Origin of the sequence: Arthrobacter sp. SD76 (genome assembly GCF_049726125.1) — a bacterium.
GTDB lineage: Bacteria > Actinomycetota > Actinomycetes > Actinomycetales > Micrococcaceae > Arthrobacter > Arthrobacter nitrophenolicus.
Window position 1 is genome coordinate 4,447,014 of the sequence record NZ_JBNBLR010000001.1, and the last position, 24,211, is coordinate 4,471,224.

General features: G+C 66.7%; 19 protein-coding genes and 6 pseudogenes. 17 read left to right on the forward strand and 8 right to left on the reverse strand.

The window, feature by feature from the left end; all coding sequences use genetic code 11:
• Positions 1-50 precede the first annotated feature (50 nt).
• The 3 genes and pseudogenes from ACPEE0_RS21505 to ACPEE0_RS21515 form a co-directional block, all read right to left on the reverse strand.
• Positions 51-846: pseudogene (locus ACPEE0_RS21505) on the reverse strand (NmrA family NAD(P)-binding protein).
• A 66-nt stretch (positions 847-912) separates the two neighbouring features.
• Positions 913-1,917, reverse strand: coding sequence for an aldo/keto reductase family protein (locus ACPEE0_RS21510; RefSeq protein ID WP_424575209.1), 1,005 nt, complete (start codon positions 1,915-1,917; stop codon positions 913-915).
• A gap of 80 nt (positions 1,918-1,997) precedes the next feature.
• Positions 1,998-2,726 carry a hypothetical protein gene (locus tag ACPEE0_RS21515; protein ID WP_424575210.1) on the reverse strand — a complete coding sequence of 243 codons (729 nt, stop codon included), beginning with the start codon at positions 2,724-2,726 and terminating at the stop codon, positions 1,998-2,000.
• Positions 2,727-2,889: 163 nt separating this feature from the next.
• Here ACPEE0_RS21515 and ACPEE0_RS21520 point away from each other — a divergent pair, with 163 nt between their 5' ends.
• Positions 2,890-3,288 (forward strand): YchJ family protein, encoded by a 399-nt coding sequence (locus tag ACPEE0_RS21520; RefSeq protein ID WP_035753380.1) that lies wholly within the window; start codon positions 2,890-2,892, stop codon positions 3,286-3,288.
• Between the two features lie 42 nt (positions 3,289-3,330).
• Here ACPEE0_RS21520 and ACPEE0_RS21525 read toward each other — a convergent pair whose 3' ends face one another.
• The 3 genes and pseudogenes from ACPEE0_RS21525 to ACPEE0_RS21535 form a co-directional block, all read right to left on the reverse strand.
• On the reverse strand, positions 3,331-4,146 hold the full coding sequence (locus ACPEE0_RS21525) for a TIGR04086 family membrane protein (protein WP_009358835.1): 816 nt from the start codon (positions 4,144-4,146) through the stop codon (positions 3,331-3,333).
• Between the two features lie 64 nt (positions 4,147-4,210).
• Positions 4,211-6,210: pseudogene (locus ACPEE0_RS21530) on the reverse strand (acyl-CoA dehydrogenase family protein).
• A 61-nt stretch (positions 6,211-6,271) separates the two neighbouring features.
• The gene (locus ACPEE0_RS21535; RefSeq protein WP_009358837.1) at positions 6,272-6,574 is read right to left on the reverse strand and encodes a hypothetical protein; all 303 of its coding nucleotides are present in this window, start codon (positions 6,572-6,574) and stop codon (positions 6,272-6,274) included.
• Positions 6,575-6,804: 230 nt separating this feature from the next.
• On the opposite strand from ACPEE0_RS21535, the gene ACPEE0_RS21540 reads away from it, so the two are divergent.
• The 5 genes and pseudogenes from ACPEE0_RS21540 (at position 6,805) to ACPEE0_RS21560 (ending at position 14,214) form a co-directional block, all read left to right on the forward strand.
• The gene (locus tag ACPEE0_RS21540; protein WP_009358838.1) at positions 6,805-8,262 is read left to right on the forward strand and encodes a DUF3375 family protein; all 1,458 of its coding nucleotides are present in this window, start codon (positions 6,805-6,807) and stop codon (positions 8,260-8,262) included.
• Positions 8,255-9,057 (forward strand): annotated as a pseudogene (locus ACPEE0_RS21545) (DUF4194 domain-containing protein). Before ACPEE0_RS21540 ends, ACPEE0_RS21545 begins: the two are co-directional and overlap by 8 nt.
• Positions 9,054-12,518 (forward strand): ATP-binding protein, encoded by a 3,465-nt coding sequence (locus tag ACPEE0_RS21550; RefSeq protein WP_009358840.1) that lies wholly within the window; start codon positions 9,054-9,056, stop codon positions 12,516-12,518. The pseudogene ACPEE0_RS21545 and the gene ACPEE0_RS21550 overlap by 4 nt, the downstream one beginning before the upstream one ends.
• Before the next feature lie 185 nt (positions 12,519-12,703).
• Positions 12,704-13,384, forward strand: coding sequence for a hypothetical protein (locus tag ACPEE0_RS21555; RefSeq protein WP_354176224.1), 681 nt, complete (start codon positions 12,704-12,706; stop codon positions 13,382-13,384).
• 80 nt (positions 13,385-13,464) lie between these two features.
• Positions 13,465-14,214 (forward strand): hypothetical protein, encoded by a 750-nt coding sequence (locus ACPEE0_RS21560; protein WP_035753383.1) that lies wholly within the window; start codon positions 13,465-13,467, stop codon positions 14,212-14,214.
• On the opposite strand, the gene ACPEE0_RS21565 is transcribed toward ACPEE0_RS21560, so the two are convergent.
• The gene (locus ACPEE0_RS21565; RefSeq protein WP_009358842.1) at positions 14,205-14,702 is read right to left on the reverse strand and encodes an FBP domain-containing protein; all 498 of its coding nucleotides are present in this window, start codon (positions 14,700-14,702) and stop codon (positions 14,205-14,207) included. The two genes, ACPEE0_RS21560 and ACPEE0_RS21565, sit on opposite strands and share 10 nt — an antisense overlap.
• A 352-nt stretch (positions 14,703-15,054) precedes the next feature.
• Between ACPEE0_RS21565 and ACPEE0_RS21570 the strand changes: the two genes are divergently transcribed.
• The 6 genes and pseudogenes from ACPEE0_RS21570 to ACPEE0_RS21595 all read left to right on the forward strand — a co-directional run bounded on the left by ACPEE0_RS21570 (position 15,055) and on the right by ACPEE0_RS21595 (position 21,317).
• Entirely contained in the window at positions 15,055-16,146 is a 1,092-nt protein-coding gene (locus ACPEE0_RS21570; RefSeq protein WP_009358843.1) for an iron-siderophore ABC transporter substrate-binding protein, read from the forward strand.
• Positions 16,147-16,210: 64 nt separating this feature from the next.
• Positions 16,211-17,248 carry a FecCD family ABC transporter permease gene (locus ACPEE0_RS21575; protein WP_235046970.1) on the forward strand — a complete coding sequence of 346 codons (1,038 nt, stop codon included), beginning with the start codon at positions 16,211-16,213 and terminating at the stop codon, positions 17,246-17,248.
• Between the two features lie 14 nt (positions 17,249-17,262).
• Positions 17,263-18,307: pseudogene (locus tag ACPEE0_RS21580) on the forward strand (FecCD family ABC transporter permease).
• Between the two features lies 1 nt (position 18,308).
• Positions 18,309-19,119, forward strand: a pseudogene (locus ACPEE0_RS21585) (ABC transporter ATP-binding protein).
• A 44-nt stretch (positions 19,120-19,163) separates the two neighbouring features.
• A complete protein-coding gene (locus tag ACPEE0_RS21590) occupies positions 19,164-20,201 on the forward strand; it encodes a siderophore-interacting protein (protein ID WP_407710477.1) in 1,038 nt (345 codons plus the stop codon).
• A gap of 253 nt (positions 20,202-20,454) precedes the next feature.
• Positions 20,455-21,317: pseudogene (locus tag ACPEE0_RS21595) on the forward strand (SGNH/GDSL hydrolase family protein).
• Here ACPEE0_RS21595 and ACPEE0_RS21600 read toward each other — a convergent pair.
• On the reverse strand, positions 21,314-21,619 hold the full coding sequence (locus ACPEE0_RS21600; RefSeq protein ID WP_009358849.1) for a YciI family protein: 306 nt from the start codon (positions 21,617-21,619) through the stop codon (positions 21,314-21,316). The pseudogene ACPEE0_RS21595 and the gene ACPEE0_RS21600 overlap by 4 nt on opposite strands.
• A 74-nt stretch (positions 21,620-21,693) precedes the next feature.
• Here ACPEE0_RS21600 and ACPEE0_RS21605 point away from each other — a divergent pair, with 74 nt between their 5' ends.
• The 5 genes from ACPEE0_RS21605 to rpsN all read left to right on the forward strand — a co-directional run bounded on the left by ACPEE0_RS21605 (position 21,694) and on the right by rpsN (position 23,984).
• On the forward strand, positions 21,694-22,173 hold the full coding sequence (locus ACPEE0_RS21605; RefSeq protein ID WP_009358850.1) for a MarR family winged helix-turn-helix transcriptional regulator: 480 nt from the start codon (positions 21,694-21,696) through the stop codon (positions 22,171-22,173).
• Positions 22,174-22,237: 64 nt separating this feature from the next.
• Positions 22,238-22,999: an SGNH/GDSL hydrolase family protein gene (locus ACPEE0_RS21610; protein WP_009358851.1), complete on the forward strand. Its 762-nt coding sequence runs from the start codon at positions 22,238-22,240 to the stop codon at positions 22,997-22,999.
• Between the two features lie 273 nt (positions 23,000-23,272).
• Complete coding sequence (rpmB, locus tag ACPEE0_RS21615) at positions 23,273-23,509, forward strand: 50S ribosomal protein L28 (protein ID WP_009358852.1); 237 nt, start codon at positions 23,273-23,275, stop codon at positions 23,507-23,509.
• Positions 23,509-23,676, forward strand: coding sequence for a 50S ribosomal protein L33 (gene rpmG, locus ACPEE0_RS21620; protein ID WP_003798558.1), 168 nt, complete (start codon positions 23,509-23,511; stop codon positions 23,674-23,676). Before rpmB ends, rpmG begins: the two co-directional genes overlap by 1 nt.
• A gap of 2 nt (positions 23,677-23,678) precedes the next feature.
• Entirely contained in the window at positions 23,679-23,984 is a 306-nt protein-coding gene (gene rpsN / locus ACPEE0_RS21625; RefSeq protein WP_009358853.1) for a 30S ribosomal protein S14, read from the forward strand.
• Positions 23,985-24,211: the final 227 nt, after the last annotated feature.

The window sequence follows — 24,211 nt, forward strand, 5'->3', positions numbered from 1 at the left end:
TCTACGCCCGCACCGCCGGCACGTCAACGCCTCTTCCCGGGAGCCCGGAACTACAGGACCGGACGGGTGAGGAACTCCGCCAGGCTGATCGGGTCCTGCCCCGTCAGCCCATGCACATCCGGGAGACTCGGCCATCTCCCCGCGGGCGATGGAGGTGTAGGTGCTCACCCAGGCGTCCAGCTGCCACTGCGGCGCGTTATAGGAGGCGCGGGATGCATAGGCCTCGTCCACCGTCTCCGGCTGGTACGTGACGGTCCGGCCGGTACCCTGCGTCAGGACCTCGGCAGCCCGTGCCAGGGACAGTTCCTCCGGGCCCGTCAGGTTGTAGGTCTTGCCCTTGTGGATTGCCGGATCCCGGAGCACCGCAACGGCGCAGCGGGCGATGTCCTCGCGGGCCACGCCGGCAAAGGTGCCGCTGCCGGCGGGCCCCTGGATGACCCCGCGCGTGCCGGCGAGCAGCGGCAGGACATCCAGGTAGAGGTTGTCCCGCAGGAAGGTGTAAGCCATCCCGGACGCCTTGATGCGCTCCTCGGTGGCGTAGTGGTCCCGCGCCAGCGTAAAGGCCGCGTCCGGGGCCGCCCCGAAGAGGGACGTGTACACCACGTGCTCCACTCCGGCTGCGGCAGCGGCGTCCACAAAGGCATAGTGCTCCTGCACCCGTTCCGCGTTCTCCGCGGCGGACACCATGAACAGGGTCTTGACCCCTTCGAGGGCGGACCGCGCCGCCCCGGAGTCCGCGTAGGAGCAGGCCAGGGGAAAGGTATCCCCCAGCGCGGGTGCCCGCTTGGTGTCGCGCACCAGCAGGCGCTGGGCGAATCCGGCGTCGGCCAGCTGCCGCGCCACCATCCCGCCCAGCCCCCCGGTGGAACCCGTGACCGCCAGGTCCGGCAGCGCGGCAGCGGAAGCCACCGGTTACGCTTCCCGCTTGGGCGGGGACTGGGTCTTTGCCGGGTCGCGTTCAGCCAGCGAACCGATGGCGTCGTCAATCCTCTTCAGGACCTCCGGCTCCAGCGTCACCCCGGCCGCCGCCACGCTGTCCGCGATCTGCTCCGGACGGCTGGCGCCCACGATGGCCGATGCCACGTTGGGGTTCTGCAGCACCCAGGCGACGGCCAGCTGCGGCATGGAGAGGCCGGCTTCCTCCGCGATCGGCTTGAGGTCCTGCACGCCGGACAGGACGTCGTCGCGCATCCAGCGCTCGATCATTTTGGCCCCGCCCTTGTCATCCGTCGCGCGGCTGCCCTCAGGGGCGGGCTGGCCGGGAAGGTACTTGCCGCTGAGGACGCCCTGGGCCATGGGAGACCAAACGATCTGGGACACGCCCAGTTCCTCCGATGCCGGCACTACCTCGGCCTCGATGACCCGCCACAGCATGGAGTACTGCGGCTGGTTGGAAATGAGCTGGAAGCCGAGCTCTTTGGAGAGGGCGTGGCCTTCGCGCAGCTGATCTGCCGTCCACTCGCTGACCCCGATGTACAGGGCCTTGCCCTGGCGGACGATGTCCGCGAACGCCTGCATGGTTTCTTCCAGCGGCGTTTCGAAGTCGTAGCGGTGGGCCTGGTAGAGGTCCACGTAGTCTGTCTGCAGCCTGCGCAGCGAGCCGTTGATGGATTCCATGATGTGCTTGCGGGACAGGCCAAGATCGTTCTTGCCCTTGGGGCCGGCGGGTCCGTAGACCTTGGTGAAGATCTCCAGCGATTCACGGCGCTCGCCCTTCAGCGCCTCGCCCAGGACAGTCTCCGCCGCGGTATTGGCATAGACATCGGCCGTGTCGAAGGTGCTGATTCCGGCGTCCAGGGCCGCCCGCACGCACTGGGTGGCGACGTCGTTCTCCACCTGGGAGCCGTGGGTGAGCCAGTTGCCGAACGTGATTTCCGAGACTTTGAAACCGCTGTTTCCGAGGTATCTGAATTCCATGCGTTTCACGCTAGCCCAGATGGTTGCTCAGGGTAAGGGCTTCTTCCCATCTCCCTGTTCGCCGGCGGGCGATGTTTCCTTCAGCATGTGCGGCGGGCCGGCCAGGGACACAAGCGACCCGGTGTCCAGCGGCGCAAGGGTTGGCGGGTGCGGAGGTTTCTTGAAGGACCTCGGAACCTCGTGCAGGGGCTGGTGGTTGTGCAGGGCGGACTCCACCAGCGGGGCCACCTCGGCCACTTCTCGGCCGGCACCCGGGGATCCGGCAGGTCCCGCACGGAGAGTTTGATCTCGGGCGCGGCTGCCCGTGCCCGCGCAATGGCGCGGGCGTCGGCCTCGGCAACGGCGGAGGCCCAGTCCTCGGCCAGGACGGGCGGTTCGCGCCGCGCGGCGGTCAGCGCAGGGTGATGGTCGACGGCGGTGCGCAGCGCCGTTCTAAGGTGTGCGGGCTTCAACGCGGCGCGCCAATCGCGCGGCCGACTCCCGCCGGTCTGCCCGGCAGCGGGTTTCCCGAAGGCGCGGGCAAGCAGCCCCGGGCGTGCCGGGCCGGATGCCGGTGCCGCGGCAGCACCGCCGTCGACGGTGTCCTTCCGGTCCTCCACCCGGGTGCCGTAGAGCTGGACAAGCGGTATGGATTCCTTCCGCGGACGCCAGCCGAACAGGCCCATCAGGATAATGGCGGCCAGCCGTCCCACGCCTGCGAGCACCAGGGTGATGACGCCCAGGAGGAAGAGGATGAAGAACATCAGGAAGGCAACGCCCACGGTGCCCAGGAAGGTCAGGTTGAGGACGAGCGTATCCGGATTTTCCACGTCACCTCTCCTTTCTGCAGGCAGCGGAACACACGCCTCTGCCACTGTGCCCGGGCCATGGCACCTTCTCCACCATACGGATTTTTGCTGTCCCGTGCCGCCGGTGGAGGCGGCGGTCCGGCTGTTGTAGCAAAGCTGTTATCGGATATGACAGCATCCCGGTATGACAAAAAGTGCGGGGCAGGAAAACTGCGTGTGCCTGTCCGGGGAGCCGTACGCGCAGTGCTGCGGGCGCTTCCACTCCGGCGCGGCGGAGGCCGCCACCGCGGAGCAGCTCATGCGGTCCCGCTACAGCGCGTTTGTGCGCCTGGACGCGGACTACCTGCTGCGCACCTGGCATCCGGACACGGCCCCTGCCACCCTGGAACTGGATCGCGGGATGGGCTGGCGCCGCCTGGACATCCTGTCCACCAGCGGAGGCGGTCCGTTCGACAGCGCGGGGACGGTTGAGTTCAAGGCCCACTACCGGCACGACGGCGTGCGCGGAGTCCTGCACGAGGTCAGCAGGTTCGTCCGGGAGGACGGCCGGTGGTACTACGTGGACGGGGACGTCCGCGCCTGACGGATGCGGGTGTGCTGGTGAAGCCACGGCTGTCCCACCGGCTTACTCGTCGTCGTAGTCGCTGTCCGGAGTGAACCCGGCCCGGTCCACTTTGCGGTGGAACCTCATGCCGGCGAGTCCGCCCAGGACCGCACCCACCAGGGCGACGGCCGCAACCACGACGGCGGCGATGATGCTGGTGGTTGTCAGCTGGCCCTCGTTGACGGGGATGCGCGGGAAGCTGTTGAGGTTGGCCAGGACATTGAACTGCTGCCCGGCCACCATCCCCAGGACAGCGATGATGATCGCCGCGATCAGTGCCCAGATCCAGACCATGAGTCCCTGCTTGGCGCCGTTGAAGCGGGCCATGCGCCCGGCCACGTAGCCGCCGCAGTAGTAGGACAGGAAGAGGATCACCAGCAGGACGATAATGCCCACCAGTCCAACCGTGCCCTGGTTTTGCGCCGCCTGGTTCACTGCCTCGTTGACATCAGTGTTGCTGGCAAGGCCCACTGCCGTTCCCGCGGCTGCCACCAGGGCGGTCAGCAGGACAGCCATGCCGGTGGCGGTGAGCCAGCCGAAGAACGCCGAGCCCACCTTGATCCCGCCGAACTGTTCCTTTTCCCGCGCCACTGCGGTCTGCCGGTCGGTGAGGTTCGGGTCCACGGCCGGGGCTGCGGCGGGAGTGTAGTCCCGTTCGGCATAGGCTGCCGGCCGCTCCGAATATGCGGAGGCCGGCGTGGTGTCCGTTGCCGGTACCTGGTCGAAGGAGCGGGTGCTCTGGCTGTCCGCGTCTGCGGTGCGGTAGCTCCCGCTCGGGGTGTCGTCCTCCCGGGCGCGCCGCGGAGGCAGGTTCTCTGGGTCAGTTGAGCTGCTCATGGCTCAACTCAACCACCCAGCCGAGCCAGTAGCAAGCGTGCTTACTATTTTGTGACCTGCGGTTTTACCGGTACCGGCGGTGCAGATTGTCCTTCTTGGAGGGGCCTGGAGAGGCGTCGGCGATCCACGGACCGGTCCCTTCGGACTGGTCCAGGACGCCTTCCTCCAGCCATGTGTAGTCACCGGCGAGGACCTTGCGCGTGAGTCCCCGGTCGGCGTCGTCCGTGTTACGCCACAGCTGGTCGAAGTATTCCTCCACGCGCACCCGCGCCTGCTCGCAGTACGCTTCGGCGAGCTCATAGGCGCTCGCGGCCCGTTCCGGGGCAGTGTGCAGGAGCATCTCGGCGCGGACGCAGCAGGCAGTAATGGCGAACAGCTCGGCACCGATATCCACCACGCGGCCGAGGAAGGCCTGTTTCCGCTCCATTTTGGCCTGCCAGCGGCCCATGCCGTAAAAGGTCTGCCGGGCCAGGCGGCGGGACGAGCGCTCCACGAAGCGCAACTGTTTGGCCAGCCTTCCGAACTCCCCGTAGGACCGCGGGTCCATGCCGGCCCCGGCCACGAGCTTGGGCAGCCACTTGGCGTAGAAGCCTGACGCGCCGACGGCGGCCTTCGCTTTGTCCGACAGGCTCGCGTCCAGGGACGCGAGGTCACCCGCTGCGGCCAGGTGCGCATCCACCGCTTCCCGTGCGATCAGCAGGCGCATGATCTCGGAAGATCCTTCGAAGATCCTGTTGATGCGCAGGTCCCGCAGCTGCTGCTCCGCCGGCACTGCCCGTTCACCGCGTGCCGCCAGTGATTCCGCCGTCTCGAAGCCGCGCCCGCCGCGGACCTGGACCAGTTCGTCGGCGATCCGGCAACTGATCTCGGTTGCCCACAGCTTGGCCAGCGCGGCTTCGATCCGCACGTCCTTCTGGCCGGCGTCGGCGAGCTCGGCGGAGAGTTCAAAGACGGCATCCAAAGCGAACGCGGAGGCGGCGATGAAGGCGATCTTCTTGCCCACGGCCTCATGTTCACCCACCGGCCGGCCCCACTGGGTGCGGGCGTTGGACCATTCGCGGGCGATCTTCAGGCTCCAGCGCCCCGACGCCACACAGAGCGCGGGGATGGAGAGCCGCCCTGTATTAAGGGTGGTCAGCGCGATCTTCAGGCCCTGGCCTTCGCGTCCCAGCCGGTTGGCCGCGGGTACGCGGACCTGGTGGAACCGGGTGACCCCGTTTTCGATCCCGCGCAGGCCCATGAAGGCGTTCCGGTTTTCCACCGTGATGCCGGGCGAGTCCATGTCCACCACGAAGGCGCTGATCCCGCCCTTGTGCCTGTTCCGTCGGCGGCCGTGTAGGCCGGAACTACCGCCATCACCACCACCAGCTCGGCGATCACCCCGTTGGTAGTCCAAAGCTTCACGCCGTCCAGGAGGTACGCCTCGCCGTCGTCCGTTGGCGTCGCGGTGCTGCCCATCCGGGCGGGGTCGCTGCCCACATCCGGTTCGGTGAGGAGGAACGCGGTGATGGCTCCGGCCGCGCAGCGCGGCAGGTACTCCCGTTTCTGCTCCGGGCTGCCGAACACCTTGACCGGTTCGGGAACGCCGATCGACTGGTGCGCCGAGAGCAGGGCGCCGAGGCTGGGATGCACGCTGCCCAGCAGGGCGAGTGCGCGTCCGTAGTAGACCAGGGACAATCCCAGCCCGCCGTACTCCTCCGGGATCTTCATGCCGAAGACGCCGAGATCGGCCAGGCCCCGGATGTATTCGTCCGGGATCTTCGCCTCGCGCTCAATAATGCGGCCGTCCATGGTCCGCGCATATTCAGTGAGGCGGGCCATGAACGCTTCGCCCCGCTCCACATCCCGGGGGTCCGGGGTGGGCCACGGATGGACCAGGCTGAGGTCGAAGCTGCCCAAATACAGGCCCTTGGCGAAGCTGGGGCGGTCCCAGTCTGTCTGCCGGGCGGCCTCTGCGACGGCCCGGGCGTCCGCTGACGTGGCGCCGGCTCCGATATGGCCGGCCGGTACGGGAGTTTCCTCGGCAGGGGCGTCTGTGGACGGGGACTCAGTGGCGGAGGTCATGGGTTATCTCCTTGGCCGGAATGGCCGGTGAAGCCATGGATCCGCCGGGTTGGAGAACCCTTTAGCTGTCTCTCAATATTACCCGCGGGTAGGTTCCGGTGCTAGGGGTGGACTGGGCCTGGAGTTCGCCGGCAACGTCCACTGTGGAGGCGTGGTGCACCAGCCGGTCCCAGCCCGCGTTGATGCCATGGACCACCGCCAGGAGCGAGTTCACAACCACCACCCATGCCAGCTTGCCCACGCCCAGCAGCACCAGCGCTGCCAGCCCTGCGGCAAGGACGAAGGCTGCCAGGATGAGCGCAAAGACCAGCGTTCCGATAAAGACAAGAGTGCCGGTTTCCAGTGTGCTTAGGTCGAACTGCATGAATCCCCCTGCTGCGGCGTTGCGGTGGCGAAGATCAGTAGCAGAAGCGTAGGGGTACTTCTTCGCGGGGGGCCAGAGCCCCGGCGTCCGGAAACAGCTGTTGATATGGGATCGAAATCCTACGGCGCAGTAGGTCACGGAGCGGTCGCGGCTGCTGGGTTAACCTTGTAGCTGGCAGTTTTCCGTTCCAAGCCGCCGCCCCCGCCCCGTAAACAGCCCAAGGAGAGTGTGTGCCCCGCTCCGCCAGGTCATCAGCTGACGCCATCAGCGCCCGGCTCCGGGACCTCGAACTCCTCACCAAAGGGCCCGCCTGGGCCCTGACGCGCTCGGCGCCCTGGGTGATCGCGGTGCTGCAGGCATCCTTCACCCGCACCCGTCCGCAGGCTCCGCTTGAGGAGTTCCACGCCGACGTCGACTCCTTCCTTGAAGAGCTGCGCCGGCAGGATCCCGGGCTGGGCGGCGGAGCCAACGGCAAATCCTTCGGCGATGAGTGGACGCGCCGCCAGTTCCTGACCCGACGGAACCAGTCAGGCCAGATCGTGTACGAGGTGACCGAGCCTGCCGCCCGCGTCCTCGCCTTCCTGGACAGCCTGTCCAGCGAACGCTCAACCCTCAACGGCTCCCGCCTGGGCACCCTCCTGGGGGACGTGGAAAAGCTCGCCAACGAGACAAACCCGGACCAGAGCGCGCGCCTCGAATCCCTGGAAGAGGAGATCGAGGAACGCCAGCAGCTGATCCAGGACATCAGCAGCGGCGAGTTCGACGGGCTGCTGGACGATGACGAAGCGGTGGAGGCCGCCGGCAACATCCTTGACCTCGCCGCGAGCCTGCCGGCGGACTACAAGAAGATGCGTGACCGGATCGAGGAGCTGGTGGGTGAGCTGCGCAACCAGATCATCGAGGAATCCCTGACCAAGGGCGCCACCATGGCCCAGGTGCTGGAGGCGGACAAGCGGCTCCGCCAGAGCCCGGAGGGCAGGACCTTCCGCTCGTTCACGGCCTTCCTTGAGGATCCCCAGCAGCAACTGCGGTTCCGCTCCGCCATCGGCGAGGTGCTGAGCCGGCAGTTCGCGGACGAGCTTTCCGCCGAGGACCGCGAAACCCTGAAGAACCTGGTGGCTGAACTGCGCCAGCAGCACAGCCAGATCCAGCGCATCTACGGCAAGCTCAGCGAAAGCCTCAACACTTACATCCAGAGCGACGACTTCCGCCAATCCCTCCGCCTCCGCCAGGTCCTGCGCGAGGCCGAGCAGGCCATCCGCGCCCTGCCTTATGAGCGCGACCGCCCGGGGCTGGTGCCGGGACCCGTGCTCTACAACGCGGGCTTCGAGTCCCTCTCCATGGTGAAACTCTTCGACCCCGACGAGTTCGCCGCCCCGCCAAAACTCGCGGACCCCATCGCCTTCAGCGACTCGGACAGGGTGCGCTCCGTGCGGACGGGCAAGGCCAAACCCCAGGCCATCCGCTTGGCAATGGCAGGTGCCGAAACCCTCGCGGAGGCGTGGCAGAACCTGCCGCCCGAGGAGCAGCACATCAACAGCATCCGTGCCCTCCTGTCGGAAGCCCTGCACGCCGGGGCCGACTTCAACCGCGGGGCCTGGGATGGCCTGGATTTCGAACAGATAGACGGCACCACGCGCAGGGCCTACCTGCCCATGGTCACGCTCGCAAAGGATTCAAATGACTGAAGAAATCACGACGCCGGTGGTTGAGCCCGTCGAAACAGGGAAGCCCCGATTTCGACTGGCTCAATCACCGGAGCAGTCACTCCGCGCGACACGTTCGTTGACGGTGCTGCCCTGTTCCCCGGGGACACCGGCGTGCTGTCCATGAAGGTGCGGCAGGCGCTGGTGAAGCTCCTGAAGGGCCCGTACATCGACGGCGGCCGGGACGAGAAGCTGTGGACGGTGCTGCTGGACAACCAGGTGATCCTGCGGAGCAGGCTTTCCGAGCTGTTCCTGGCCATGCAGCTGGACCATGAGCGCAAGATCGCGGTCCTGCGCCCGGTGGATCCGGAGGTGATCGGCGGCGGCGCCCGCTCCAGCATCCTGCGGCAACAACGCGCACTCAGCCGGGTGGAGACCATCGTGCTGCTCCGGCTGCGCCTGCTGCTGGACCGACACGTCACGGCCCAGACGGATCCCACCATCACCCGCGAGGAGATCGCCGACCTGGTGGCCCACTACCAGCCCGCCGGCCAGCAGGACGCCCTGCGCGACTCTGACGTCGTCACCCGCGCCGTCACCAAGCTCCTGGCCCGCCAGCTCCTGCTTCCCACGGGCCTGGATGATGTCTACACCATCTCCAACGCCCTGCCCCTGGCCCTCCCGTTCGAAAACATCGGCGACATCCCGGCCCACATCGAAGCCCTGGTGGCAGCATCAGCAGACCAGTCAGGAACAGAACCCCTCCTCGACCTCGACGCCGATCCGGTGGTTGAGCCCGTCGAAACCGAGGAAGACGAAGCGGAGTCAGCACAGTGAGTATCGCCAGCATGCTTCCGATGGGCGAGGTGACCAACCCGGGCCAGATGCGGCTTGCGCTGGTGCAGGTGGTCAACTGGGGAACCTTCCACGGGGCGCACACCATGCACGTGGACCGGGACGGCACGCTGCTCACCGGCAACTCCGGCGTGGGCAAGTCGACGCTGTTCGATGCCATGCTCCGGGTGTTCGATGCCCGGCCGCGGTCCAACGAAGCGGCGGCGCAGCGTTCGGGCGGGGCCGTGGAGGACAAGCGGACCACCTTCACCTACATGCGCGGCAAGGTGGGTGACAAGGCCGTGGGCGAGGGATCGGCGAGTGCGTTCCAGCGCCCGGGTGCCACCTGGTCCGCCGTCGCGCTGACGTTCGACAACGCGGCCGGCACCAGGGTGACGGTCTCGGCGCTGTTCGACCTGCCGAAGAACGGCACGGAATCCAGCGTGGGCCGGTTCTACCTGATCGACAGCACGCCCCTGGACCTGGAGGCCGTGGAGGGCATCGCCGACAAGCGGTTCACCAAGGCTGTGCTTGAGTCGACGTTCCCGCACGCCCAGGTTTTCGACGTGCACAAGGCTTTCGCCGAGCGCTTCCGCCGCCTGCTGGGCATCAACTCGGACCAGGCGCTTCCGCTCCTGCGCGTCATCCAGGCGGGCAAGGGACTGGGCGGCAGCGTCAACACGTTCTTCCGCGACCAGGTGCTGGATGCGCCCGCCACCCTTGCCGCCGCGGACGACGTGGTGGAGGAGTTCAGCAACCTGATGTCCATCCGGCAGCGGCTGGAGGACGTACGGCAGCAGCGCGACCAGCTGGCTCCCGTTCCAGGGCTGAACCGTGAGTATGCGCAGTCGCTCCTGGACGCGAACCGGCTGCGGGAGCTTGCCGGCGAGGAGTTCGAGGCGTACCGGCAGCGGCTGGCCGTCACGGTCCACGAGAAGACGCTGGTCCGGTTCAAGGAGCTGGCCCAGGCGAAGGCCAAGGAGCTTGGGGCCGAGCGCGCCGTCCGGGACGGCCTGGCCAAGGAACTGCGCCAGCTGGAGACCGACTACAACAGCCAGGGCGGCAACGCGATTTCCGCCATCGAGCAGTCGCTGGAAAACGCCCGGGTGGGGTTGAAGCTCCGCCAGCAGGTGGAGGAATCGGCCCAGCAGGCGCTCGCCGACGCCGGGTTGCGGCTTGAGTGGACGGCCGGGGGCTGGGAGCAGGCGCATGAGCAGGCGGCGGCACGGTCTGCCGAGCTGAAGGACGATTCGCAGGCCCTGCAGGAGCTGCGGTTCGAGGCCTTCGACGCCCACGCGACGAAGAAACGCGAACTGGCAGCGGCTGAGCAGGAACTCGTCTCACTGAAGACGCGCAAGTCCCTGCTGCCGCCGTCGAGCATTGAAAACCGTTCCGCGATTGCTGCCGCCACCGGCATCCCGGAAGAGCGGATGCCGTTCGCCGGTGAGCTGATGGACCTGGCTGAGGGGGAGGAGCGCTGGCGGCCGGCGGCCGAACGCGCGCTCCGCAGCCTGGCCACCACGCTGCTGGTTCCGGGCGAGCACTTCGCCGCCGTCACGCGGTACCTGAATGACAACAAGGTGCGCGGCGCCTTGCGGGCAGTGGATGTCTCCAAGCCGCTGGCCGGCGGCGCGCTGGCCGTGGAGGACGTGCGCGACGGCGACCTGCTCACCAAGCTGGACATCCTCGCCACGGGTGCGGCTGCTGAACCAGGGGCATGGATCCGGGAACGGATCGCCCTCGACTTCGCCTACCCCTGCGTGGAGGACCCCGACGAACTGGCCGGGCTGGACAAGGGCCTGAGCCTGGGCGGCGTAGTCAAGCGAAACCGCCACACCGTGGAAAAGGACGACCGCTTCACCAGCCGGCAGGATTACGTCCTGGGCTTCGACAACGCCGCCAAGCTGGAACTCGTGGCCGGCCAGGTGGAGGATCTCCGGCAGGAAGTGGCCAAGGCCGCCGAACTCGCACAAAGCCGCGAGGATTCGCACCAGGGCATGAGCCGGCAGCTTGACGCCCTGCGCCGCATCGCGGAGGACGACCGCCCGTGGGAACAGGTGTCTGCCGCGGTGGCAGCGGATGAGCTGGCGCGCATTGAGCAGCGGCTCAAGGACGCCCTTGCCGCCCAGGCCGACCTTGAACCCCTGCGCGCCACCATCGAGGAGGTACGCCAGAAGCACCAGTCCAGCACGGAGGCCGCCGCGGTCCTGCAGAGTGAGTACAAGGCACTGGACCGGCAGCTGACCGCCGCCGATTCCATGCTGGAAGGCGCGCGTGAACGCCTGGCCCAGTCGCCGCCGTCGGACGCCACGGTTGCCGCGCTGGAACCGTACTTCGCCGACTTTGGCGACGTGACCGAAATGCACGAACTGGACAACCTGGCCAACCGGGTGCGGACTGCGCTGCTGGGCGAGCTGCATGCGGCCGAGTCCCGCGGGCAGGCCACCGCCGAGCGGCTGACCCGTATCTTCGAGGGCTTCGTACGGGACTGGGGGAGTGCCATCTCCGCCGACCACGGCACTTCCATCGGTGCTGCCAGTGAATTCGAAAGCCGGTACCACGCGATTGTGAGCGACGGGCTGCCGGCGCAGGAAGCCGAGTTCCGGCAGTTCTTCAACCAGCGCACGCACGAGTCCTTCAGCACCCTGCTGCACCTCCTGGACGAGGAGCGCCGCTCCATCACCAGCCGGATCCTGCCCCTCAACGGCATCCTGTCGCAGGTGAACTTCCACGAGGGCAGCTACCTGGAACTGGACATCAAGCAGACCCTGCCGCCCACGGCCAAGCAGTTCAAGGACGCCATCCAGAACGCGCTCAAGGCCCGCCACGCCCGGCCTTCCCGTCCCGATGCCGCGGGCGGGGACAAGAACGACGACGACGAGCTCACCGCGCGCTACAAGTCGCTGGAGACGCTGGTGAAGCGGTTGGGTTCGCAGGCGCCGGAGGACCGGCGCTGGCGGGCCGAGGTGCTGGACGTCCGTGGACACCTGTTCATCCAGTGCAAGGAGCACCGTGAGGTGGCCGGAACCCCGTCAAACGGGAAAAACAGCGGCAAGAAGACCGACGTCTTCATGCATGCGGACACGGGCTCCATGTCCGGCGGTGAGCGGCAGCGCTTCACCGCCTTCATCATGGCCGCTGCCCTGAGCTACCAGCTGGGCATCGCCGAACAGGGGTTCACCACGTACGGCACTGTGATGATGGATGAGGCCTTCGTCCTGGCCTCGGAGGAATTCGCCGGTGCCGGCATCAAGGCGCTGCACGAGTTCGGATTCCAGCTGCTGCTGGCTGCCCCGGAAAACGTGATTGACCTGTCCCGGCACCTGGGCTCGGTGACCGAGATCCTCCGGGACCGGCGCACCAACCGGTCCGGCGTCCTGACAGCCCCGGTGATCAAGCCCCGGCCTGGTGAGGAGGGGGCCTGGCGGTCCGAAGCCAACCCGGTGGATATCGTCCTCCGCTGATCCGAAACCATATATAACAAATTGATGGATTTATTGCTCCGGCTCTGGTGGGCTGCGATTTTGATGTGCCACTCTTGGCTCTACCAACCCACCTCGCCTTAGTAAATCCCATAGGTACTGCGGACAATCTGGGGTTCCGCACTGTTCCCCAAGAGGACGATGGCGTCATCTTGAAAGGCATTCCGATGCACCCACAACAACGAGCATCCTTCCTCCTGGCCGCGGTCGCTGCGGCGGCGCTGTCCCTCGCGGGCTGTGCTGCCGGCACCCCTGCGGGGAGCGCGTCCCCGGCGCCCTCCGCCTCAACGGCCGCGCCCAGCCCGGAGCCGTCCATTGTTCCCGCCGCCACCTCCTCTCCCGTGCCCCAGGGGCCGGAGGCCTTCACGTTCGCAGACGGCCGCCTGTCATTTGCGTACCCGGCGGGCTGGAGCGTGAAGCACGAGCAGGTGTCAGCGTCCCCCGCCGTGGAGACGGCGACCGTCCTGGATGCCAGCGGCAAGGAGCAGATCGCCGTGTACTACAGCCAGGTCGGCGACGCCACGGCCGGAAACGTCAGCAGGAACATCATTGAGACGGATCCGGTGCCAGGGCTGATCGGCGCCTCCGTTCCCACACCCAGTTCTTCGTTCTTCATTGATCGCGCCGATGGCGTGGTTACTTACCGGATGGGACTCACGCCAGGATCGCCCGTCTCGCCCGACGGGCAGGTGCAATACGGCCTCGTCAGAATCGGCGACCGCATTCTGACCGCAGATGTGCTGTTCGATGAACCACGGTTCGAGGGTCCTGAGGCGGCGCAAACCTGGTACTGGAGTGCCGAGGGCCGGGCCCTGAAGTCCGTGCTCATGAGCTTCTCCTACCACTGACCGGCAGTCAGGGAAGCCCGTCCTGGCATTCCGCCAGGGCGGGCTTCCGCACCACATCCCTTTTACTGGAAGGCACTTACATGCGCTCGGCACGACGTGTGATCTTTTTCCTCGCGGCTACTGCCTCCGCCGCACTGTCGCTGACCGGCTGCATGGCCAATGCCGAGCCCGGAAGCGGCGGCACAGCCACGGGCCCGGCGTCGCAATCGGCCCCCGCCCCGCAACCGGCCCTGCCCGGCGTCACCACGTCCCCTGCCACCACACCGGTAGAGGAAGCTGCGCCGGCCGCCCCGCCTCCGTCGTCGGCTTCCGCTCCAGCCCCCGCCGCTTCCGTGACCTATACCTTTCCCGATGGCCGCCTGGCCTTTGCGCATCCGGCCGGCTGGCGGGTGGCGCACAGCCAGGGTGTGGAATCACCCTCCGTTGAACATGCCACCGTGTATGACGCCGCCGGAAACGAACAGATCAGGATCTTCTACAGCGAGGTGGGCGGTGCCGTTGCCGGCCCCCTCACCAGGACCGTGTTCTTTTCAGAGCCGGTCCCGGGGTTGCAGGGGCAGTCAGGCCCGGCGGACACCCATGCCTCTTTCTATGTGGACAACATCTACGGCGAACTCCATTACAAGTTGTCCCTCACTGCAGGAGCGGCCCTCTCGCCTGACGGCAGGGAAGTTGCTGACGCTTCCATCATCGGCGGAAACCGCATCCTGATGGCCGGCGTCGTATTCACCGGAGGCCCCTTTGCCGGCGACGAGGCGGCGAAGGCGTGGTTCGCCGGCGCAGAAGGACAGGCCCTCAAAGAAGTGCTGATGAGCTTTTCCTACCGCTGATCCTGCACCCGACCCAGGAACTGGGCGGTGCGGTCCTTCAGGCCTTCAATCTGGCGAAGGACGACGGCGGCAGGGTCCGGATTGATCTCGTTGGCCGGCGGTTCCTTGCGCACGTTTCCGCAGCACAGGAAGTCGGCGCAGATGAGGGTGCCTACGGTGTTGCCGTCGCGTCCGGACTGGCCGGCCCGCCTGGCCACCCACAGGAGCACGTCCTCCTTGGAAAAGACGTCCCGGCAGAGCTCGCAGAGGACTGAACGGTTCTTCCGGGCGCCGCCTTCGGGGGCACGCAGCATGATGCCGGTCAGGCCCTTGGGGCCGGGGACTACCAGGTACCCGCGGAGGGGCATCTTCCCGTCCCGCCAGCCCAGGAACTCGAGGTTGTCCCAGTCGAGGGAGTCGAAATCCTTGGGCAGGTTGAGTTTGGCCGCCTCGGAGCGGCTTGCATTGATGAAGGATGCCCGGATCTGTTGGGGCGTGACTGATTGCATGGCTGTACTTTCGTAAGAGATTGGACCCGATGGTGGGTCAGGAAAAAAGGGGTCAGTCATTCCCCGCGGAGCAGGCCAAAGCGGCCGCCCCGCTTCCCATGGCAGCGGCGGCGCCCAAGGCCCTGCGCGTGCACATTTCTCCGTGTATCCCGTCTCTTCTGCCGGCTGGCTGGCCACTTGCGGAACCAGCAGTGTCATCCTGCCAAAAGAGGCATGCCCTGTCCAAGGCAGCGGCACGCGCCTGTCCTTGTGTCCTTCGTCACGATGGGGAATAAGACACGTAAACGTTGCGTAATGCAGTGGAGGGTAGGCTAGCCTTACTTAAGTTCGCATCGTTCACTTAAGGAGTTCCGTGACTTCCCCCCTCTTCACAGGCCTTAGTGCCACACGCCGCACGCTGTTCAAATCAGCCGGCAAGGCGACGGCTGTTCTGGCCGCAGCGGCACTCACCCTCTCGGCCTGCTCCACCGGCCCCGCGTCCTCCACCACGGACGCCGGCGCCTCCAGCTCCAGCAGCTCGCAGTTCCCGGTCACCATCGAACACGCATTCGGCAAAACCACCATTGAGAAGCAGCCCACCCGCGTAGCCACCGTCTCCTGGGTCAATGACGACGTCGCCATTGCCCTGGGTGTTGTTCCCGTTGGTGTCCCCAAGAATGAGTGGGGCGGCAACGAGCAGGGCTCCACCCCCTGGAAGGACGCAGCCCTCGAGGAGCTCGGCGCCGGCTTCGGCTCAGACAAGGCCCCGGTCCAGTACTCCGAGGCGGACGGCATCAACTTCACCGAGATCGCCAAGCTCACCCCGGACGTCATCCTGGCCGCCTACTCGGGCCTGACCGAAGAGGACTACAAGAAGCTCAGCGAGATCGCACCGGTCGTTGCCCACCCGGAACTGGCCTACGGCACCTCCTGGCAGGACTCCACCTCCATCATCGGCAAGGCCCTCGGCAAGGACGCCGAAGCCACCAAGCTAATCTCCGACACTGAGGCCACCATCAAGGAGAAGGTCGCCGAGTACCCGCAGATCGAAGGCAAGAGCTTTATCTACGGCAACCTGGAGCCGGCCAAGGGTGACGGTGTCAACGTCTACACGGCCAACGACAACCGCCCCCGTTTCCTCTCCGACATCGGCATGACGCTTGCCCCCGTGGTGGAGGAAAACTCCAAGGACTCCAAGGAGTTCTTCATCCCGTGGTCTGCCGAGAAGGCAAATGAGCTCGAATCCGACGTTTTCGTGACCTGGGTTCCGGATTCCTCCACCGCGGACGCCATCAAGGCCGACCCGCTGCTGAGCCAGATCCCCGCCATCAAGAACGGTGCCCTGGTTGCAGATTCGGACAACACGCTGACGCTGTCCATCTCCGCCGCCTCCCCGCTGAGCCTGCCGTGGTCGCTGGACACGTTCCTGCCGCAGCTGGCCAGCGCAGCGGACGCAGTGAAGTAAGCACCGTTCCGTGACGCACAGTACGACGACGGCGGCCTCCCGGGGAGGGGACACCGGCACCGCGGTGCAGGTGAAAGGACCGAAGGGTCCCTCCCGCGGCCCCGCCTCTGGAGGAAAGCGGGCCGCCTGGCTGCTGGCCGCCGTCGTCGTGCTGGCGATCCTGGCCGGGGCGTCCCTGGCCATTGGCGCCCGGGGCATTCCCCTCGGCACCGTATGGGAGGCGCTGACCTCCTTTGATCCCGCGAACGGGGACCACGCAGTAGTCCACGCCCGGATCCCCCGGACCGTGCTCGGCCTCCTGGCCGGCGGCGCGCTGGGCCTCGCGGGCGCGGCCATGCAGGGCGTCGCCCGCAACCCGCTCGCCGATCCCGGCATTATGGGCGTTAACGCCGGAGCCGCACTGGCAGTGGTGACCGGCATCTACGTCTTCGGGGTCGCCACCTTCTCCGGCTACATCTGGTTCGCCTTCATCGGCGCCGCGGTTGCCGCCGTCGTGGTGTACCTCATCGCATCGCTCGGCCGGGACGGTGCCACGCCCGTAAAGCTGGCACTCGCCGGTGCCGCGCTCAGCGCAGGCCTCTACTCATTGATGAACGTCATCCTGGTCTCCAGCCAGGACACCCTGGACCGTTTCCGCTTCTGGCAGGTGGGCGGCGTGGCCGGCCGTGACTGGTCCGTAGTCATTCCCGGGATACCTTTCCTGGCCGTGGGCGCCGTCATTGTGCTCCTGACCGGACGCATCCTCAACAGCCTTGCCCTCGGCGATGATATTGCCCGGGGACTCGGCCAGCGCGTGGGCCTGACCCGCGCGGTCACTGCACTGGGCATCGTCCTGCTCTGCGGGACGGCCACCGCCCTTGCCGGGCCGATCGCCTTCGTTGGCCTGGTGGTTCCGCACGCCGTCCGGTTCCTCACCGGACCCGACTACCGGTGGATCCTGCCGTTCTCCCTGGTGGCTGCTCCCGTGCTGTTGCTTGCCGCCGACATCATCGGCCGGGTTGTGCTGCTCCCCGGCGAAGTTCCCGCAGGCATCATGACCGCCCTTGTGGGTGCTCCCGTGTTCGTCTGGCTGATCCGCCGCGGGAAAGGGGCCGGACTGTGACCCTCGCCCCCGTGATGGAGCAACGCCGCGGCCGCCTGTCCCTGAACCGGACCGCCGTGCTGGCTGCCGGCGTCGTGATCCTGTTTGCGGTGTACGTCCTGCTCGGCAGCTACACCGTCACCATCCCGGACTTCTTCAGGATCCTGGCCGCGCACCTGACGGGCGGCGAGAAGATTCCCGGTGCCAGCTTCATCGTTATGGAAAACAAGCTTCCGCGGGCGGTCATCGGCACCATGATCGGGCTCGCGTTCGGCCTCGCCGGTGCGCTGTTCCAGACAATGCTCCGTAATCCGCTGGCCAGCCCCGACGTCATTGGGATCAGCTACGGTGCCAGCGCCGCCGCCGTCATCGCCATCGTGATCTTCGGCGCGTCCGGCGCGGTCGTCTCCGGGGCGGCCCTGGCCGGTGCCCTGGCCGTGGCCGGGCTCATCTACGCAATCTCCGCCGGGGGAGCCCTGCGCGGAACCAGCCGCGGCAGCGCTGCCGGCAACCGGCTGGTCCTGGCCGGCGTGGGCATCGCGGCCGCACTCCACGCGGTGGTCAACTTCCTGATGACCCGCGCCGATATCCGCACCGCCGCCGACGCCCTGGTCTGGCTCAACGGCTCCCTGAACTCCGCCAACTGGGACCGCGCCGGCGTATTGTTCTTCGCGCTGGTGGTCCTCATCCCCGCCGTGGCCGTCATCGCCGGGCCGCTGCGCATCCTTGAACTCGGGGACGACGCCGCCGCCGGCCTGGGCGTCCGCGTCAACGCGTCGCGCCTCGCCCTCGTGATCATCGCCGTCACCCTCGCGGCCGTCGCGACGGCGGCAGCGGGCCCGGTAGCGTTCGTCGCCTTCCTTGCCGGGCCCATCGCCCGCCGCTTCACCGGCAAGGCCAGCCTCCCGGCGTCGGCCCTGGTGGGCGCGCTCATCGTCCTCGCGGCCGACTACTTCGCCGCCAACCTTGCCCCGCTGCTGCTGGACGGCACCGTCCTGCCGGTCGGCGTCATCACCGGCGCGCTCGGCGCCCCCTTCCTGCTGTGGCTCCTGCGTCACGGCCAACCGAAAGGACGCCTGACGTGGCTGTTCTCAATGCCAAGGACCTGACGCTGAAATACGACCAGCGCTGCGTGGTGGACGGCCTGAGTGTCGAAATCCCCGAGGGCAAGGTGACCATGATCGTCGGCGCCAATGCCTGCGGGAAGTCCACGCTGCTCCGCGGCCTGTCCCGGCTCCTGAAACCCGCATCCGGTGCCGTCACGCTGGACGGGAAGGACATCCACTCCCGGCCCGCCCGTGAGCTGGCCCGTATCCTGGGCCTCCTGCCGCAGCACCCCACTGCTCCGGACGGCATCACCGTCCGCGACCTGGTGGGCCGCGGCCGCTACCCGCACCAGGGCTTCTTCCGCAGCTGGAGGGAGGGGACGACGCCGCCGTCCAGCGCGCGCTGGAAGCAACCGAGACGCTGGCCCTCGCCGAGCGGGACGTGGATGAACTCTCCGGCGGGCAGCGGCAGCGGGTGTGGATCGCCATGGCCCTCGCCCAGGAAACCGACGTCCTGCTGCTGGATGAACCCACCACCTACCTGGACCTCGCCCACCAAGTGGAGGTCCTGGACCTGGTGACGGACCTGAACCGCAAGCGCGGCACCACTGTGGCAATCGTCCTGCACGACCTCAACCTCGCTGCCCGCTACGCGGACAACGTCATCGCCATGAAAGCAGGCGCCGTGGTGGCCGTGGGCAACCCGCGTGAGGTGGTCACCGAAAGCCTGGTCCGCAGCGTCTTTAACCTCGACTCCCGCGTCATCCCGGACCCGTGTCCGGAACACCCCTGATCATTCCCATCGGCCGCCACCACGTCCCCACCGAACTGGAGCTTGTTTCATGAAGACCCGAGATGCTGCGTCCGCCAAGCCGATGAACACCAAGCCGATGAACACCAAACCGATGAACACGGAGCCGATGACCCTGGCGTTCGAGGTCACCGTCTCATCCGTCCAGGAACTCAGCCCCAACTTCCGCAGGATCACGTTCGGCGGCTACTCGCTGCGGGACTTCGGCGTCCACGGGGGCACCCTGGACCTGCGGATCAAGCTCATGATCCCGTCCCTCGCCGCAGACGGCACGCAGATTCCGCTGCCGGTCTTCGAAATGGCCGAGGCAGGGTGGTACCGCGAATGGCTGGAGATGGACCCCGCCGTCCGCGGTTCGATGCGCACCTATACGGTCCGGCAGGCCCGGCTGGACGCCGTGTACCCGGAGATCGACGTCGACTTCGTGATGCATTTCGATGACCACGGCCACGGCGGTCCGGCTGCCAACTGGGCCCTCAACGCCAAGCCGGGCGACGCCATCACCATCATCGGCCCGAACAACCGCGCCGCGCACTGCGTCACCGCCGAGATCTACTCCGGCATCGAATGGCGGCCCGGCCTGGCCCAGCGGATCCTGCTTGCCGGCGACGAAACGGCTGTCCCGGCCATCTCCGCCATCCTGCAAAGCCTGCCGGAGTACATGACCGGCCACGCCTTCCTCGAGGTCCCCGAGGCGGGCGACTTCCTGGAACTCACCTCACCGGCCGACGTCGAAATCACCTGGCTGGCCAGGGGCGCGCAGATCGGCCGGTCCCGGCCGCACGGAGAACTGCTGCAGGAAGCAGTCCGCAAAGCCGTTCCCGTACCCGGCTGGGTGGGGATCAAAGAAGTGGACGGCGGCGCCGGACCCGAGCCCGAGGACGTCAACGTGGACGTGGACATCCTCTGGGAAACCCCGTCCCGCATGGAAACGTCCGAGATCATCGCCACCAAGAACCCGGACATGCCGGCCGGTGCCATGCCCTTCTACGCGTGGATCGCCGGCGAAGCAGCCGTCATCAAGGACATGCGCCGGTACCTCGTCCGCGACGTGGGCATCGACCGGAAGCAGGTTGCGTTCATGGGGTACTGGAGGCAGGGCAAAGCCGAGGGGTAAGCCCATCCGCGTGGTTGGGTCACCGTGACTGCCGGCTTGCCGTCGCTTAGACACCTCCCGCCGCTTCCTTCGGCCGCGGGCGGCCTCATTCAGCTCTGGTCGGCGATGCGCTCCTACGCAAGCCGCCAGTCACGGCTTATCCGCACGTCACCAACCGCCCGCTCACGTTTGGCGGCGTAAAACCCGACGCTCTCGCACTTACTGTTCATTTCGGCGTCGTACTTCCTTTTCTTTTGGTGGCTAGGTTGGCGCTGTGGTGCGTGAACCTTTGCTTCCTGACTTCGGGCGGCGGGTGTTCGTTGCCCTGGGGACTCATTCACCGAGGGAGTGGGGGACCGGGACGAGCGGCTGCCCAACGGGGTCCGGGGCTGGGCCGACCGCGTGGCGGAGAAACTCGCCAAGGCACAGCCGGGGTGGAAGTACGCAAACCTGGCCATCCGCAGCAAGCGGCTCCGGCAGATCATCGATGAGCAGCTGGAGCCTGCGTTGCAGATGCGGCCGACGCTGGTCACCCTCTACGCCGGCGGCAACGACATCCTTGACCTCAAGACAGATATGGCTGTGCTGATGGCTGACTATGAGGAGTTCGTCCGCCAGTTGGCGGGAACCGGAGCCACCGTTGTGCTGTTCACCGGCTTCGACGTCAAGGTGTCCGCGCTGCTCGAACCGCTGAGGAAGCGCAATTCCTTCTACAACCAACGCGTCCGTGACATAGCCGCCAAGTACGGGGCGGTCCTGGTGGATTGACTGGTGCCTGGATGCCTTCCACGACCGGCGGATGTGGGACTCGGACCGGCTCCACATGTCAAAGGCCGGACACAAGTACCTGGCCGGGCAGGTGCTGGACCAGCTGGGCGTGCCGCACAAGATCAAACCCATGGACTGGGAGCCGCCAACGCCTGTCACGCTGCGGGAATGGGAACGGCGGCAGCGCCGCTGGGTGAACGACTGGGTCCTGCCGCTTTTCGGACGCAAGTTGCGCGGCGTCACGTTGGGGGACCAACTGAGCCCGCGCTGGCCCCAACCGGTCAAAGTCCCAGGAAAGGCGGGCTGAAGAAGCTGGCGGCGGAGTCGTTCGACGGCGGCACCGCGCGGCAGCCGACCCAGCCGTCTTAGCTGGTGGCTGGGGGAGGAGTGTCCAGCAGGTTCTCGAAGCCCGGCGCCACCCGGCCGGCGTGGAACTCCACCACTTCGAAATCGGCCACGCCATTGGTGTAGAACGGGTCCTGCGCCAGGCTGGCGTCCAGCGTGGCGCGGTCCGCCCGGGACAGCAGCAGCCCGCCGGTCCGGGGAACCTTGCGGCCTGCGGCGATGAAGACGCCGTCGTCGAATGCTTTCTGCAGCCAGCTGATGTGCGCGTCATTGTGGAAATCGACGATGTCCTGCGGAACCCGGTAGGTCAGGGAGACAACATACATGCGCCATAGCCTACCGGCGCCCGGACAGCCGGGCCCGGGGGCTTCGCTTGAAAGATCAATCGTAGAATATGGGAATGACCGAACCGCGGTGGCTCAACCCCGATGAACGACGTGCCTGGCTGGCCCTGGTGAGCATCAACACCCTGCTGCCCGCAGCCCTGGACACAAAACTGCACGCTGCCGGCAAACTCTCGCTGTTCGACTACACCGTTCTGGCAATGCTGTCCGAGGCGGACGAGCGGTTCCTGCCCATGAGCGAACTCGCTGCCCGGAGCAGCGCGTCCCTGTCCCGGCTGTCCCACGTGGTGACCAAGCTGCAGAAGCGCGGATGGGTGGAGCGCCGGCCGCATCCCCACGACGCCCGGGTCACCATCGCCCACCTCACCGATGAAGGGATGGCCACCATCGTCGGCCTGGCGCCGGACCACGTGGAATCGGTACGCGACCTCTTCCTTGACGCCCTGACCGAGCAGGACGTCCTGGACCTCGCCCGGATCGGCGAAAAAGTTGTGGGCCGCCTGGACGCGGACCACTGGATCCTCCGCGAAAACTAGTCACCCGACCGCGGGGCTCCCGCCCGGTTGGTTGCTCCCGGCAACGGATGGCAAACTAGCCGCTATGGATTTCACCTCCCGGTTCGTGGCCCTCGGCGACTCCTTCACCGAAGGGGTGGGCGACGACGATCCCACCCGTCCCAACGGCGTCCGGGGCTGGGCTGACCGGGTGGCAGAGCAGCTTGGTGCTGCGGACCCGGGATTCGGCTACGCCAACCTCGCCATCCGCGGCAGGAAGCTCCGGCAGATCCTTGCCGAACAGGTGGACGCCGCCGTCGAGCTCAAACCCACCCTGGCGAGCATCTACGCGGGCGCAAACGACATCCTGCGCCCCCGCATCGACATCGACGACCTGCTGGCAGAGTACGACGACGGCATCCGTAAGCTGGCTGCCACCGGCGCCACAGTGCTGATGTTCACCGGATTCGACGCCCGCGGCTCCAAGGTCTTCGGCACGATGCGCGGCCGCACAGCCATCTACAACGAGCTGGTCCGCGGCATCGCAGGTGATCATGGGGCCCTTCTGGTCGACTACTGGCGCTTCAGCGAGTACTACGACTGGGGCATGTGGGCGAAGGACCGCATGCACATGTCCGCTGCGGGGCACGCCAATATGGCCAAGCGGGTGATGGAGGTGCTCAAGTATGACCACTCCATCGACATCCCGCCCATGACCCCGGTACCGGAACTTCGCGGTGCCGAGGCCCTGCGCGCCAACGCCCAGTGGTTCCGCGAATACGCCGGGCCGTGGGTGGTCCGCCGCGTCACAGGCAAATCGTCGGGAGACAACCTCTCGCCCAAGTACCCCCAGCTGACCCGGCTTTAGGCGCACGGGCAGGTGCCGCCGTCGGGCCCGCTTATACACCCATTTCCCCCGGATTGGTCTTTAATTGCGCGAACTCGTAGACTTGGTAGGCGCTAAGTGCGCGGAGCGTGCGCAATTGCTCCGGTTGCCCGGTATTTTCTCCAGGGTGGCCGGTAGTTAGGGGCTCAAGTTGCGTGACTAACCGTTCGCCCTTCTTTATTTTTGGGTCGCCCTTAGCAGCATGGTCCAGCAGCAGATATGCGGATCATTACATTCAATTCTTGAGGAGAAGTCATGGCAGCACACTGCCAAGTGACCGGGGCCGAGCCGGGCTTTGGGCACAGCATTTCGCACTCGCACCGCCGCAACAAGCGCCGGTTCGATCCGAACATCCAGAAGAAGCGCTACTGGGTTCCGTCCCTGCGCCGTAACGTCACACTGCAGGTCTCTGCTCGTGGCATCAAGACCATCGACGTACGCGGCATCGACGCAGTCGTCGCCGAAATCCTGGCTCGTGGGGTGAAGCTCTAATGGCAAAGGACAAGGACGTACGTCCGATCATCAAGCTCAAGTCGACTGCGGGCACGGGTTACACCTACGTAACCCGCAAGAACCGTCGTAACGACCCGGACCGCCTGGTCCTGAAGAAGTACGACCCCAAGATCCGCCAGCACGTCGAATTCCGAGAGGAGCGCTAAACATGGCTAAGAAGTCCAAGATTGCTCGCAACGAGCAGCGCAAGGTCATCGTTGAGCGTTACGCTGCCAAGCGCCTCGAACTGAAGAAGACCCTGGTTGACGAAAACGCAACCGACGAAGCACGCGAAGCAGCCCGCCTGGGCCTGCAGAAGCTGCCCCGCAACGCGTCCCCGATCCGTCTGCGTAACCGCGACATCATCGATGGCCGCCCCCGTGGCACCTTCCAGAAGTTCGGCATCTCCCGTGTCCGCTTCCGCGACATGGCCCACAAGGGCGAACTCCCGGGCATCACCAAGTCTTCCTGGTAATCCCGCAAAGCTGATACCAGCTGCTCGGGAAGGGCCGGCAACCATCACGGTTGCCGGCCCTTCTTGCTTAACCCACAGCCGGAACTGCCGGAGTTCGGCCTGTGTTGCAGCCCACAGGAAGTTATTGCGACGGCGGGTGGTGGTTTGGGGGTTGTGGTGGGTGGTTTTGGCGCGTGTTTGCGGGGTTTTGGTGGGGTGGTGGGGTCGGGTTGCGGTGGGGTTCGGGG

Coding starts and splice junctions, on each gene's coding strand:
- ACPEE0_RS21525 (WP_009358835.1), bottom strand. CDS start 4,146: ATGAGCAGCTCAACTGACCCAGAGAACCTGCCTCCGCGGCGCGCCCGG.
- rpmG (WP_003798558.1), top strand. CDS start 23,509: ATGGCAAAGGACAAGGACGTACGTCCGATCATCAAGCTCAAGTCGACT.
- ACPEE0_RS21600 (WP_009358849.1), bottom strand. CDS start 21,619: ATGTATGTTGTCTCCCTGACCTACCGGGTTCCGCAGGACATCGTCGAT.
- ACPEE0_RS21565 (WP_009358842.1), bottom strand. CDS start 14,702: ATGCAATCAGTCACGCCCCAACAGATCCGGGCATCCTTCATCAATGCA.
- ACPEE0_RS21560 (WP_035753383.1), top strand. CDS start 13,465: ATGCGCTCGGCACGACGTGTGATCTTTTTCCTCGCGGCTACTGCCTCC.
- ACPEE0_RS21610 (WP_009358851.1), top strand. CDS start 22,238: ATGGATTTCACCTCCCGGTTCGTGGCCCTCGGCGACTCCTTCACCGAA.
- ACPEE0_RS21590 (WP_407710477.1), top strand. CDS start 19,164: ATGAACACCAAACCGATGAACACGGAGCCGATGACCCTGGCGTTCGAG.
- ACPEE0_RS21535 (WP_009358837.1), bottom strand. CDS start 6,574: ATGCAGTTCGACCTAAGCACACTGGAAACCGGCACTCTTGTCTTTATC.
- ACPEE0_RS21510 (WP_424575209.1), bottom strand. CDS start 1,917: ATGGAATTCAGATACCTCGGAAACAGCGGTTTCAAAGTCTCGGAAATC.
- rpsN (WP_009358853.1), top strand. CDS start 23,679: ATGGCTAAGAAGTCCAAGATTGCTCGCAACGAGCAGCGCAAGGTCATC.
- ACPEE0_RS21555 (WP_354176224.1), top strand. CDS start 12,704: ATGCACCCACAACAACGAGCATCCTTCCTCCTGGCCGCGGTCGCTGCG.
- ACPEE0_RS21605 (WP_009358850.1), top strand. CDS start 21,694: ATGACCGAACCGCGGTGGCTCAACCCCGATGAACGACGTGCCTGGCTG.
- ACPEE0_RS21520 (WP_035753380.1), top strand. CDS start 2,890: ATGACAAAAAGTGCGGGGCAGGAAAACTGCGTGTGCCTGTCCGGGGAG.
- rpmB (WP_009358852.1), top strand. CDS start 23,273: ATGGCAGCACACTGCCAAGTGACCGGGGCCGAGCCGGGCTTTGGGCAC.